At 62.3% G+C, this 13,206-nt stretch carries 12 protein-coding genes; 8 read left to right on the top strand and 4 right to left on the bottom strand.

Annotation, left to right across the window (positions count from 1 at the left end; all coding sequences use genetic code 11):
* The first annotated feature begins 244 nt into the window (after positions 1–244).
* A complete protein-coding gene (locus J5J06_04440; protein ID MCO6436318.1) occupies positions 245–1,027 on the top strand; it encodes a rhodanese-like domain-containing protein in 783 nt (260 codons plus the stop codon).
* Between the two features lie 4 nt (positions 1,028–1,031).
* Positions 1,032–1,628: a DoxX family protein gene (locus J5J06_04435; protein MCO6436317.1), complete on the top strand. Its 597-nt coding sequence runs from the start codon at positions 1,032–1,034 to the stop codon at positions 1,626–1,628.
* Position 1,629: 1 nt separating this feature from the next.
* Here J5J06_04435 and J5J06_04430 read toward each other — a convergent pair whose 3' ends face one another.
* The 4 genes from J5J06_04430 to J5J06_04415 all read right to left on the bottom strand — a co-directional run bounded on the left by J5J06_04430 (position 1,630) and on the right by J5J06_04415 (position 5,048).
* On the bottom strand, positions 1,630–2,394 hold the full coding sequence (locus J5J06_04430; protein MCO6436316.1) for a CPBP family intramembrane metalloprotease: 765 nt from the start codon (positions 2,392–2,394) through the stop codon (positions 1,630–1,632).
* Positions 2,395–2,571: 177 nt separating this feature from the next.
* The gene (locus J5J06_04425; protein ID MCO6436315.1) at positions 2,572–2,913 is read right to left on the bottom strand and encodes an ATP-dependent Clp protease adaptor ClpS; all 342 of its coding nucleotides are present in this window, start codon (positions 2,911–2,913) and stop codon (positions 2,572–2,574) included.
* 156 nt (positions 2,914–3,069) lie between these two features.
* Positions 3,070–3,696 carry a hypothetical protein gene (locus tag J5J06_04420; GenBank protein MCO6436314.1) on the bottom strand — a complete coding sequence of 209 codons (627 nt, stop codon included), beginning with the start codon at positions 3,694–3,696 and terminating at the stop codon, positions 3,070–3,072.
* Positions 3,697–3,896: 200 nt separating this feature from the next.
* A complete protein-coding gene (locus J5J06_04415) occupies positions 3,897–5,048 on the bottom strand; it encodes an alanine--glyoxylate aminotransferase family protein (protein ID MCO6436313.1) in 1,152 nt (383 codons plus the stop codon).
* A gap of 284 nt (positions 5,049–5,332) precedes the next feature.
* Between J5J06_04415 and J5J06_04410 the strand changes: the two genes are divergently transcribed.
* The 6 genes from J5J06_04410 to J5J06_04385 all read left to right on the top strand — a co-directional run bounded on the left by J5J06_04410 (position 5,333) and on the right by J5J06_04385 (position 13,206).
* The gene (locus J5J06_04410; GenBank protein ID MCO6436312.1) at positions 5,333–5,845 is read left to right on the top strand and encodes a hypothetical protein; all 513 of its coding nucleotides are present in this window, start codon (positions 5,333–5,335) and stop codon (positions 5,843–5,845) included.
* 215 nt (positions 5,846–6,060) lie between these two features.
* Positions 6,061–8,073, top strand: coding sequence for a Glu-tRNA(Gln) amidotransferase subunit GatE (gene gatE / locus J5J06_04405; GenBank protein ID MCO6436311.1), 2,013 nt, complete (start codon positions 6,061–6,063; stop codon positions 8,071–8,073).
* Complete coding sequence (gatD, locus tag J5J06_04400) at positions 8,070–9,455, top strand: Glu-tRNA(Gln) amidotransferase subunit GatD (GenBank protein MCO6436310.1); 1,386 nt, start codon at positions 8,070–8,072, stop codon at positions 9,453–9,455. Before gatE ends, gatD begins: the two co-directional genes overlap by 4 nt.
* Positions 9,456–9,840: 385 nt before the next feature.
* Complete coding sequence (locus J5J06_04395) at positions 9,841–11,013, top strand: hypothetical protein (protein MCO6436309.1); 1,173 nt, start codon at positions 9,841–9,843, stop codon at positions 11,011–11,013.
* An 82-nt stretch (positions 11,014–11,095) separates the two neighbouring features.
* The gene (locus tag J5J06_04390) at positions 11,096–12,229 is read left to right on the top strand and encodes a polysaccharide deacetylase family protein (protein MCO6436308.1); all 1,134 of its coding nucleotides are present in this window, start codon (positions 11,096–11,098) and stop codon (positions 12,227–12,229) included.
* The gene (locus tag J5J06_04385) at positions 12,226–13,206 is read left to right on the top strand and encodes a methyltransferase domain-containing protein (protein MCO6436307.1); all 981 of its coding nucleotides are present in this window, start codon (positions 12,226–12,228) and stop codon (positions 13,204–13,206) included. The genes J5J06_04390 and J5J06_04385 overlap by 4 nt, the downstream gene beginning before the upstream one ends.

The following is a 13,206-nucleotide window of genomic DNA, read 5'->3' as shown; positions in this document are numbered from 1 at the left end:
CGATACCGCTTCAGCTTATCCAGTTCAACGACATTGATGGCTTGCCTCAATTCCAGGCACACGGGTTACGGGTCCGAAGAGAAATTGGGCGCAGGCGACGCTGTCACCCCTCGGTAACGCCGGAATGCGTTTTCGTTGACCCAATAGTGCCGATCCGCAAAGATTCGGCGCTGCGGTTCGGTTTGGGAACCGGAATTGTAGAGGCCTTCCTGGCGGTTGCTTTTGCGGAAGCGTGGGGGTCTTGATGACCAGAATCCGAACGACGCTAATCGAGGTGATCGTGCTTCTCGCGATCGGGGCGGGTTTGGCTTTCGCGGGAAACGCGGTGCGGTCAAGCAAGTCCCTTCAGCTTTCCCGGAACTACTTCGATCGCGGCACTGAGCGGGTCAATGAGATGCTCCGCCAGCGCATGCAGGACCGGGCAGGCACGGTGTCGGCGGCCGCGGGTACCCCCTCCGAGAGCGAGACGGGGGAGCACCCCGGGCCATCGGCTGAATTCGCTTTCGCCGACCTTGCCCAGCCAGACGCCAAGCCGAAAACCACCGATTCCGATGACGGTTCCGGGCCAGCTGGTTCCGAGCCGAGTGTCGCGGCGCGTCCGGCTCCCGTGGAAGCGGCGGCGCCAGCACCCGCCACTGCATCGAAGAAGATCGAGCATCCCTATCAGGAGATCGACTTCGAGGGCGTGGTTGAAGCAATCTCCGATCCGAAATATGCACAGGGACTGTACGTGCTCGTCGATGCGCGAGCCATGGATGAGTACGAGCAAGGCCACATTCCCGGGGCGATCCAGGCAGACCATTACGAGCTCGAAAATTACATTGGTATCCTCAGTCAGCGCGCCCTTCCGGCCGACAAGGTCATCGTTTACTGCAACGGCGGAGACTGCGAGGACAGCGCTTACATGTGTCGGGATCTGCTCGAGCTCGGCATGGAATATGACAGGCTCTACCTTTACGCCGGTGGCTGGCACGAATGGGAGGCGCGGGCGGATAGCAGCCTGATCGCAACAGGGAGTGGGGGTTAAGCACGTGGGCGCGTCAGTTTCGATGATCCGCCGGATTGACCGAACAGGTGTGCCGCTGCTGGCCGCAAGGCTCGTGGTCGGTGGCCTCTTCATCTGGATGGGCTACAAGAAGATTCTGGACCCCATCGAGTTTCTCAAGCTCATTCGCATGTACGGCATGGTTCCCGAAGAGCCTGCCTTCTACCTGAACAGTATTGCCGTTGTTCTGCCCTGGTTGGAAGTGGTCGCCGGGGCGGCGCTGCTTCTTGGTGTATTCGTTCGCGGAGCAGGTGCGGTTATTGCGGGGATGCTCGCAGTGTTCACGCCGGTCATATTCGTCCGCGCCATGCAGATGGTCTCGGCCGAAGGCACTCCGTTCATGCAAGTCGCATTTGACTGCGGCTGCGGTTCGGGCGAAGTGATCATCTGGAAGAAGCTGCTCAGCAATACGGGCCTTCTCTTGCTGTCGCTGGTGCCGATTTTCTCCAATTCGCGGTTGCTCTGCCTTTCGGCTCTGTTCTCCCGGCGCGGCCTGCCCGAACATAATGCCGAGGCAGACCGATTGGGTCATCGTCGGGAACGCAACGCCGAGTCGCGGAGCAATCGCGTCACCGCTTCCTGAATCACGAACCCGCCCCTAAGGCCTGCCATATCAGCGTTCGAAGATTGAACGCCACGTGAATCGTGACGGGAACGATGAGCGCGCCGGTGGTCTCGTAGGCCGTTCCCAGGATCAGCCCGAGAAAGAACAGCGCGGGCAGGGCGTGTACCTGATCGAAATGCACGGCGGCGAAGACCGCAGAAGCGGTGATTACCGCGAAGCGGCGGGAGCGCGTGACATTGAGCGCGGCTGTCTGGAGAATCCCCCGGAAGAATACCTCCTCGGCAATCGGAGCGACGACGGCGGCGCCCACCCAGAGCAGCATGACCGCGCCGGTGGGCAGCGTGCCTCGTGATAGAGCCGTAAGCGTAGGATGCATGGTGGGTTCGTAGCCGGGCACAAGACGGATGAGGGCCTCCAGTGTCAGCATCAGGACAAGGGGACACAATCCGAGGGCAAACAGCGTGGCCAGGGCGGTGATTCGCGCGGGAGCGCGTGGTGCGTGGCGGGCTCCCAGCCAGAAGGTCCTCTGGGTTACTTTTGCGCGAAAGGAGACGAGGAGAAGGCACACGATGGCGGCAAGCGCCTGGGTGGCCGTGCCGGCTGCAAGCTGGGCAAGCCGCGGATCAGTGTCGCTTTCAAACCGGGTGCTCAAATAGTTGAAGCCGGCGCCGGCCAGTACGTAGGCGGAGAATCCCAGGGCGACGACGATCTCGTCGATGGAACGTGGGCGGGGAGGGAGCACCGGCCGATCGCGAACTGGTCGCAAGACCTTCCGCAAGGCCATGAGCGATAAGAGCACGACCGCCAACCCGGACAGTGCAAGGTCGATCGCGTCGAGCCGGTCAAGTTGCGGAGGTACGCTTTCCGGCAGCGCCGGACTCATTTCCGCGAAAGCGAGAAACATGGGCGTACTCTAACCGGGGGCCGGCGAGATGACATCCCATGATGCCGCAGCGAATGGCTAGGCGGGTTCGATGGTGACGGTAAGGCTGAGGGAAGCGAATTGCTCTGCAAAGAGCTCGGCCCGCTCCTGGTGGGTGACCGTGATCAGGGCTACACCTTTTTCGTGAGCCTCTAGTGCCTTGACCGTGGCGTCTTCAAAAGTCGAACCAACAAGTCGCATGATCGCGCTGATTACGTGATCGAACGAGTTCACTTCGTCGTTGTGCAGGAGCACTTTGTAGGGCGGAAGCTTCTTGGGCTTGCGCTCGGGCGGTGCCGCACGCTTGGCCGGGGCCAGCGCCGTACCGGATTCACTCACCGCATTGGGGTCGATTGGCTGCTGTTCAGGCTTGTCGCTCATGGTCCTGCACCGGGTTTCCGCTGAGACTATTTTAGACATCGGTTCAGTTCGCGCCAAGCATGAACCGGCGATTCCAACGTCATCTCGCAGCCTTTCGGTGACTCGGTGCGGGGCGCCGCGGGTCAGCGGCAAAGACGCTTAAGCGATCGGATGAACTTATCGAGGGGCGCGCGTGAACGGAACCGATCCGAGAGTCGATAGTGGGACGCCGGTCAGATACGGAACAAATTCGACGCGAACGCCGACCTCATCGGTACGCGGCGGGGAGCCATCGGGATCAAGCCGACATACAACTTTGAAGTGGTTCGTTCCGAAGCGTCCGTACCAGGACTCGCGCAGTTCCTGCTCGGATGCGATGGTGCGAACGCAAAGCGAGCGTGGATTGCCTGCGTTCTCCAGGTCCAGGATCTGGACGGTCAATCGGCCGGGGGCCTTCACGGTGTCGCCTTCCTTGTCGAAAAGACGCACGTAGACGTTTACTCCGTCGTCGCCGGGCTTGCCGTCCAGATCGGTACCCCCGGAAAGGGAGGCGATCTCAATCCGCACCGGCGAGAACAACGTGATCGGGCGATCCGGAGGAAAGTTCTGCAGATTCTCGACCTGAGTGCTGAGCGATTGCTTCGCCTCGCGGCACGTCTTCAGTTGCCGTTCGAGGGCGGCATTCTCCAGTTGAAGCTCGTCTTTTTCGCGCATGAGCTGCGCGCGGATGCGATTCGAGGCGCACCCGGACCCGATGGAAGCGATCGCCACACCGGCGATGAGCATACATACGAATTGGCGCATGGGGAGCTTCATGCGCGTGCGTATACCGCAGACGACCGCGGCAGGCAATGGGGACGCACTTGTGCGCCCCATCGGCCCGATCCTCCGGGGGCTGCCGCGCATGAGTTTCATCCGTGCCGCACGGTGGCCGGCGCGCAAATGGCCAAGTCCTGAACCAAGACCCTTTCGAGTCCGAGGCCGCGAGTCAGATTGCGACGGTGTTACGCCAGCTTCTTGTATCCCTCTGCAAACACGGCCTGGGCCGCGGCGACACCCGCGCCTTGCTTGAAGGAGAAATTCTGCTCCGCGAGGCACATTTCGAATGCGGAGATGGCGCCGAGCGTGTCGAACGCGTCCACCCAGCCCATGTGGGAGAAGCGGAAGATCTTGCCCTGCATATCGCCCTGACCGCCCGCGATCTGGAATCCGTACTTGGCACGGATGGTCTTGCGGAGCTTGGCCTCGTCGAGTCCTGCGGGGACGGCGATGGCTGTGACCGAATCCACCGGGTCGGCGGCAAAGAGCTTCAGGCCCAGCGCCTCCGTCGCGGCGCGCATGCCCTTGGCGAGCATGGCCGTCTCCGCCCAGATATGCTCGAGTCCGACTTCCTTGACCTTTTTGAGAATGAACATGAGCCCACGAACAAGGGCGACGTTCGGCGTAAAGGGAGCATCCCAGGTTTCCAGGGATTTCCGGTAGGCCTTGAGGTCATTGTAAAGCGTGGGCATCTTGCCGGAGTCGATCCGTTTCCAGGCCTTGTCGTTGACGGCTGCCAGAGCCAGTCCCGGCGGGAGCATCAGTGCCTTCTGTGAACCGGTTACGTACACGTCTACGCCCCATTCGTCCATTTTCACGGGGATCGTGCCGACTGCGGTAATGCCATCGACAATGAGTAGCGCTCCGCGATCGCGGGTGATCTTGGCAATGCCTTCGACGTCGGTCAGCGCCGTGGCCGAGGTCTCGCTGTGAACCACGATGACCGTGTCGATCTTGGGGTCGGCGTCCATTGCCTTCTTGACATGTTCGGGCTTGCCGCCGTGGCCGTACTCGAGGTCGACGGTCGTGTGCTCGATGCCGAAGGTCGCGCACACCTTGGCCCAGCGCTCCGCGAACTTGCCGTTGCGGATGACCAGCGCCTTGTGACCCGGCGGGCAGCAACCCACGATCGCCGCCTCGGCCGCCGAGGTCCCACTGCCCGTAAAGGTCAGGCAGGTCGCCTTGGTCTGGAACAGGTACTGCATGTAGCCGTGCAGCTCCTTGTGCAGGTCGCGGTAGTAGGCCGTGCGATGGTGCTCCATCGGGCGGGCCATCTCCAGCATGACATCTTCGGGAACCATCGTGGGACCGGGCGTGAACAGGCGAATCTTCTTCATGGGAGTCCTCTCGAAAGGGGAACGGGATCGAAGTCGAGGGCGGCAAGTCCGCTGCCGCCGGCCGCGCCGAGGTCGCACGTACCCGTGCGGCGAATCCGTGCAACGGATAGATTACAGGCAAAATACGGACCAGACGAGCCAAGGGGATCAGGGGTGCTTCAAACGGGCTCGGAGGACGCCTGTCGATCCCCGGAGGGACAGGATGACGAAATATTGTCCCACCCGGCACCGAATGACAAACTGTTCCAGGATGCGTTCCGCGAGTCGCGGGAAGGAGTTTCGAGATGATCCAGGTTGCCATCATGGGCGGGCACGGGGGCGTGCTCCGGCCGGATAAACGGATTTTCATCACGTTCATGGGTGGCGCGGAGCTGGTCATGCCCACGGTGGCCCGGCAGATTCTGGCGGCAAGATCGCGAAACCGTGAGGACGCCAAACCCGTTACCCAGTTCTTCCTGACCATTATGGGAGGGACGGAGATCAAGCTCCCTACTCTCGCGGCTGAATTTCTGGACCTCCGCGAACTCGTCCGCAGCGGTGACCTCAGCCTGGCCGAATGGGACCGGGCCATGTCGGGCATCGCCCAGACCCAGTCCAACATCGCGTCGTTCACGCTGATGGGCGGTTTCGAGGACCACGCGCTTCCCGAAGAGAGTGAGGAAATCGATGCCCTTGCCATCCAGCGCCACCTCGGCAACATTTCCGACAGCGCCGGTCGTGTCCTGCAACTGGGCATCGGTCAGGGGGAGTCGGAGCGGCGGGCGACGATCCGCCGGGCCGTGGCCGTGGAGGTGTAGGAAGCGGCAACGGGCAACAGGAATGGGGACTGCCCCGCATTGTCTGCGGCTGCCGAGGATTGGCTGCCCGGTGAATATCTTCAATCCGTCACCGGCGGGCACGCCGTTTGCCCGCACCTATCAGGCGATTTAGAATCCGCCTCGAGTGATTCCCGACCCGCGTCAGGCCGGTGCGGACGTGCTCCGACCCGCGCTACGGCCTCAGGAGCCGCCTGTTGCCTCTTCCGTTCAAGCCCTTTGAGCACATGACCGAGCAGGACTACGCCGCGATCGGCTTCCGTTGCGGTCTGGAGGTGCATCGGCAGATCCTCACGCAGACCAAGCTCTTCTGCCGCTGCCCGGCCGGCCGCTACAGCAGCGAGTATGACGCGGAAGTTCTGCGGCACATGCGGCCGACGCTCTCCGAACTTGGCGAGTACGACGGCACCGCCCTGATGGAGAAGAAGACGCGCAAGAACATCTACTATCGCCTGCACCGCGATACCGTCTGCACCTACGAATTCGACGACACGCCCCCATTCTTCCTGAACGATGAGGCGTTGAGCATCGCCCTGGAAATCGCGTTGCTGTTACGGCTGAACATGGTGGACGAATTGCACATTGCCCGGAAGCAGTATCTGGACGGGTCGATTCCCACCGGATTCCAGCGGACCACCATCGTGGGCGTGGACGGCTGGATGCCCTACAAGGATCGCCGCGTCCGGATCCGGCAATTGGGACTGGAGGAAGACTCCTGCCGGGAGGTGTCCGATGTCGGACACGATCGCGTATACCTGACGGACCGCCTGGGGATGCCGCTGATCGAGGTGGTCACCGAGCCGGACATGGTCAACCCGCAGGAGGTGTACGAGGTCGGCCAGATCATCCGTCGCCTCTGCCGGAGCACTGGCAAGGTTCGCACGGGGTACGGTGCCGTGCGACAGGACGTCAACGTCAGCGTGACCGGCGGCACGCGGATCGAAATCAAAGGCGTGCCGCAACTGTGGCGGATTCCCCGGCTGGTCTACAACGAGGCCCGGCGGCAGTGTTCGCTTTTGCATATTCGGGACCAGTTGGCACAGCGAGGCGTCACGCCGGAAAACCTGTCTACCGACCATGCCGACGTGACGCGCATCGTGGCCAAGACAAGTTACGTTCCGATTCAGTCGGCTGTTTCCGCGGGAGAGCGAGTCCGTTGCGTCGCGCTGCGGCGGTTTGCCGGATTGCTCAACGAACCGACGCAGGAACACACGACGTTTGCCAAGGAGTTTTCGGACCGTGTCCGCGTTATTGCCTGCCTGACGCGGCTGCCCAACATCGCCCACTCCGACACGGCATCGGAAACGTTGCTGGTGCGGGATTGGCAGCGTCTGTTCAAGGCGCTGGATGCGGACCCCGGCGATGCCCTGATGCTCGTGTGGGGCCCGGAGCGGGACACGATCACCGCCTGCGAGGAGATCATGATCCGTGCCCGCGAAGCGACGCAGGGCATTCCGCCGGACACGCGCCAGGCGCTCAAGGACGGCACCAACGGCTTCGAGCGTGTGCTGCCCGGCGCAGAGCGGATGTATCCGGATACGGACTTGCCGCCGTTGAAGGTTGATGAAAAGCAGCTCGAGAGCATTCGCGGCCACATGCCCGAATTCGTCTGGGATCGTGAGGCAAGGTATCGCCAGCTGGGGCTGACGGACGCGTTGATCGACGCGCTGATCATGTCGGACTACGCGGAGGTGTTTGATCGGGCCGTGGGCGAGCATCATGTTCCGCCGGTGTTCGCGGCGGTTGTTCTTACGCAGCGGCTCAAAGCGCTACGCCGATCGGGTCTCGATGTGCGCTTGCTGTCTGAAAAGGATTTGCTCGACGTGCTGGCGATGGTGGCCCAGGCACGACTTGCCCCGGAAGGTGTTTTCTCCGTTCTGCGGCAGGTAGTCGAAGCGCGTTCCGGCGAGAAGGGCGCGTACGAGAATGGTGCCGCTGTCAACGACATCGTGGCGAACCTTGGTTCGGCGCCGTCCGAAGCGGAGGTGGCGTCCGGCGTTCGGGATGCGATCGCCCAGAGCGTCGGCCGATCGTTCCCAAGCGAGGAGCACCGGCGGCGGTTCGTCATGGGGCAGCTCATGCGTTCGTGGCGAGGGCTCGTCGGCGGGCGGGAGTTATCTCGGAAAGTGCAACCTGTTTTGATGGAGACGGGTGTCCGTATTGCCGCGGCGGGTGGATCGCGGGCGGCCGCGACAAAGACCAAGGCATGAGCAAGAGCAGCAACAACGGCTATCGCGGCGTGGGGCAGGCGGTGCTCGAGCGCTTCCGCGTCGGCGTGTGGAGCGACGTGGAGGTCGAGACGGCGCGGGGGCGGTTTCGTGGGCTGATCCTGCCGCGATCGGAAACCTCCGACGAACGGCACATCGTGCTGAAGCTGGACAGCGGGTACAACGTGGGCATTGCGGCCGACTCCGTGTCGAGCATGATCGAGCACGGCCGGCGGGAAGCGCACTACAAGATTCCCGAGAAGCAGTTTCCGTTTCACCCTTCCAAGCCGAATGTCACGCTGTTCGGGACCGGTGGGACGATTGCCAGCCGACTGGACTATCGTACCGGTGCGGTCATTCCGGCGTTTTCTCCCGGCGAACTCTACGGCTCCGTTCCGGAATTGGCCGACTTCTGCAACCTTACCACCGAGAAGCTCTTCGGGGTGTTCAGCGAGAACATGGGGCCGGAGCAGTACATCCGCCTTGCGGAGCGTATCGGTGAAGCCATTCGCGACGGGGTGGACGGCGTTGTCATCGGTCACGGTACGGACACCATGCATCACACCGCGGCGGTGCTGAGCTTCATGGTGCAGAATTCACCCGTACCCATCGTCATGGTGGGTTCGCAGCGGAGTTCGGATCGACCGTCTTCGGATGCGGCGCTGAACCTGATGAATGCGGTGAAGGCGGCGGCGGAGAGCGACATCGCCGAAGTGATGGTGTGCATGTTCGGCCCGACTTCGGACGAGTATTGCCTGCTCCATCGCGGGACGCGGGTGCGCAAGATGCATTCCAGCTATCGATCGACGTTCCGCACGATCGGCGATATTCCGCTGGCGAAAATCGACGCCAGGGAGATCGTCACCTTCAAGAAGGACTATAAGCGCCGGCGCAAGGATCGGGAGGTGACGATCAACACCGCGTTCGAAGAGCGCGTGACGATCCTCTACTACTATCCCAACATGAGACCCGACATCGTCGACGCGATCGTCGAGAAGGGTTATCGGGGGATTGTCATTGCCGGAACCGGGCTCGGGCATGTTAACCGGCCGTTGTACCCGGCGCTCAAGCGCGCTGTTGATGCAGGCGTGCACATTTACATGACCGTGCAGACGCTCTGGGGCTACGTGCAGATGTACGTCTATGAGACGGGGCGCGAGATCATGGAACTGGGCGTCGTGCCGGCCGCGAACATGCTGCCCGAGGTCGCCTATATGAAGCTATGCTGGGCGCTGGGTCAGAGCGACGATCGCGAAAAGATCCGTCGGATCATGCTCACGCCCATTAACCACGAGACGACCCTCCGCGAGCCGTACAACGGCTACCTGATCTACCAGGGAGCAATCCCGGAAGTGGAGCGGTTCATTCGCTCGATCCGCCGTTAGTGTTCTATCGAGAAGCGTCGAAAAGGCGTTCCGGGAGGGAAAACTGCCAGGCGCGCTCCGGAGCACGTACCCCGGAGCTGCGGACTTGGAACGCCTGGCAGACGGTCGGGTCAGCGAAGTGAAACCGGGCTGCGGTGCCCGGTGACTCACCCGATCAGGTCATCGGTACTTCCGGAAGAGCGGTTCATAGGTCGTTTCCCCGAATCTCTGTCCGGACTGAATTTTCCTGCTTCGGCACGCGACGGGCGCCCCCGGGTTCCCTTTCAACCTCCTTCGACATAGGCTGACGGCCATGCCCCGCAAACGTCGTGTCGTGCGCCCCCAAAGTCCCCCGGATCGAGCAACGCGCAGCCGGTGTCAATTGGAGCGAAAATGGTTCCGGCGCATGTCGCGTGAACCGCGCCTGGCGACCCTGGTTACGGCGCGCAGTGCGGTGGTCGAGCCTTACCACCGATGGATTCCCTATCGCCAAGGGTTTTCCCCTGAGCTGGTGCGGACCTTCATTCGGGAGGAGGGGGACGGCACCAGGGCGGGCGGAGGCGGAACGAGCGAATTCTCACCCTTGCTCGACCCTTTCAGCGGGTCAGGGACCTTCGTCGTGGAGTGTGCCCGAAGGGGAATCGTCGCAACCGGCGTCGAGCCGCTGCGTACGCTGGTGTTTCTGAACGAAGTCATGTCTCAAGGTCCGTTTCCGCCGCTTCCAGCCTTGCCGGATTCGCCGGATTGGCGCGATTACGCCATCCAGTTGCGGGAACCCCTGCATCACGCCGCGTTGATGTTGGCCGTTGCCCGGCAGTACACCGGAAAGGGCAAGCTGAATCGCGGCGCGGAACCCATCGGCAAACTACTCCACTCTGTTGCGGAGATGATGCGCGAGGACCTGACCATGCCGCTACGGCGGGCGTTTGCGGTTCATCGCGGCGATGCGCGTCGGCTGGACATGTTCGAAGAGGAGTCGATGGCCGGCGTCCTGACGTCGCCGCCGTATGTTTCGCGTTACGATTATGTGGGTCTGACCGGCCCTTACGAGCAAGTGTATTCGTTCTGGTACGGGCCGGACGAGTCCAATGGATCGGATTCCCAGATCGAGGCAGTCCGTCCGTCGCCGTTTGCGGTATCGCGGTCGGATTACGCCGGCCCGTCGGGAGCGGATTCTAATGATAACAATCAGGCTTCCCGGTGCGAGGGATGGGGCGAGCCAGGGGCGGCCGCCGCGGAGGAAGTTTGCGAGGAACTTCTTGGACAGGGAAAGAGGCGCGAGGCGCGGCTGGTTGGGAAATATTTGAACGACCTTGCCCGTGTGTTCGATGAGCTGTTGCGTGTCCTTCGGGTGGGAGCACCTTGCTGGATCGTTGTCGGTGGCGCCCGGATTTCGGACGCCTACTTTCCGGCCGACCTTCACGTCGCCGAACTGGCGGAGGTTCGCGGTTTGGACGTGGACGGGATTTTCGTCGCGCGGGATCTGGTTCCCACGCGCCACCGGTTCGGCGATCTCGGTCTGCTGGCCCCACGAGAATCCGTTATCGCACTCCGCAAGGTTCAAGCACGACCGCAGTGAGCACTCCAGTTTTGTCCTGCGGCGCGGTGGCGGAAGAAGGGGGAACATAGTGCCCTACAGGTCAATCGCGGCTGATCCGATAATGATCAATATGATTCCGCATCCTGCCGATCCTCCCTGGCGAAAGGGGACCGCACCGGACATCCCGGCCGCAAAGCCCTTGCGCCGGCCCACGCCACGTAGCGCGGGGTCTCAGCGGGGTTGGGATGCCCAGGAAGGGGGCCGCGAGGACGGTATGGATGGTGACCATCCCCTGCGGGATTCGTCCACGTGCCTCGTGGTCATGTACCACTACGTGCATGAAGCGGAGACGCCACGTCGCGAACCGCTTCCCGGTCCGACCGCGGCGGAGTTTCGCGGGCAGATCGAGCAGCTTTGCCGGGAGATGGAGCCGGTATCCTGGCCGATCTTCTATTCCTGGCTCGAAGGGCGCGCGGCCGTTCCCCGACGCAGCTTCCTGCTGACTTTTGACGACGGGCTGGCGGATCATGCACGGACGGTTCAGCCGATCCTGGACGACATGGGGCTGAAGGGGACCTTTCTCGTCCCGGCGCTTCCGCTGGTCGAGGGGCGGATGCTCTCAGCCCACGCCATTCACCTACTGCTGTCAACGCTCGGGGATGCAACGCTTTCGCGGGAACTTGGCGAAGTGCTGCAAGAGCTCGGATCCGGGGAAGACTGGCTGGGTCGAGTTGACAATGCCGAGGCCACCCGAATCTATCACTATGAGACCCGGGAGCGCGCCCGCCTTAAGCACCTGCTTACGATGCAGTTGCCCGTCGACCTGCGCGATCGCGCTGTCGAAAAGCTCTTCGAGCGGCATATCGGGTCATCGCGGCGATGGGCGCGGCGGTGGTATCTGAGCTGGGATGACATACGCGAAATGATGTTACGCGGGCATACCATCGGTGGGCACGGCTACCGTCATGAGCCGTATGTCCGTCTGAGTCCAGATGACTGCCGACGCGACATCTATCGCACGGCGGACATACTCCGCGAAGCTCTTGGTCCGGAGCCGCGTCCGTTTTCGTATCCCTACGGGAGCGTGAACGAAATCGCGGAGACTGCCTGCCAGGCTGCCGGATTTGTTCAGGCGTTTACGACGATTCCTCAGCTTGCCCGCCGCGGTCTTTCAACCGCTTCCCTGCCGCGCGTGGATACCATTGCCGTTGATTCATTTCTCAAATCCCATTCCTGCGAGGTCGGGCTGGGATGACCGCGTCGCTCGAGCAACCGCCGCCCGCCATCGCAACTTCAGCACTGAGGCGCCGTAAACGGCTGGAGCGCTTTCTGGCCGCTTATTGGCTTCGCCCGGAAAATGCCTTCTGGATGGCGATGCGGAGCGAGATGTTGTCTCGCGTGGAATGGTCCTGCCCAGCGCTCGATCTCTGCTGCGGCGATGGCGTGTTCAGTTTCCTGCACCTTGGCGGGCTGCTGGATCCGGCTTGGGACGTATTCCAGTCCGTGGGCGGGCTGGACCGTGTTCGCACCGAGCATCACGACATTTTCGACCACATTGATGACGAATTTCGCCCTCTGGTTCAGAAGCTACCGGCAACGAAGTTCGAAATCGGATGCGACGCGAAGTCGGCGCTACTGCGCCGAGCGAAGCCGCTGGGCATCTACGAGCGTCTCGTCGAACACGATGCCAATGAAGCCCTTCCATTCGAAGACGCCTCCGTACGATTCGTCTATTGCAACGCGGCCTATTGGGTGCGACGCATCGACGCCCTGCTGAATGAGGTGCGTCGAATTTCGGTACCTGGGGGGCGAATTGTACTCCAGGTGAAACTGGACAGTCTCCGCGGGTATACGCTCGAATCGCACCACGCTCGGCTGGGCGAGGAATTCCTGGATATCATCGGCCGGGGACGGACAGACTGCTGGCCCACGCTCGCCGATCGCGACACCTGGGAAGCACGCTTCCGCCGTGCGGGACTCGTCATCGAGCGGGCCGTGCCTTTCATATCCCGCACACAGGCGCACATCTGGGACGTCGGGCTTCGGCCCATCGCGCCGTTGCTTATCCGCATGGCCAATGGTTTGAATCCGGACACTCGCGCTGCCATTAAGCGCGACTGGGTCGACCTGCTGGTCGAGTTGCTTCTTCCGTTCTGCGAACCATGCTTCGATTTGTTCAGCGGGGCATCGGAGCCGGCCGAGATCCAGTACGAATTGGTTCGACCTACCTGA

Source organism: Phycisphaerae bacterium (assembly GCA_024102815.1).
GTDB lineage: Bacteria > Planctomycetota > Phycisphaerae > UBA1845 > UBA1845 > JAGFJJ01.
Note: the sequence above shows the minus strand (reverse complement) of the source record. Positions and strands in the feature narration are given on the sequence as shown.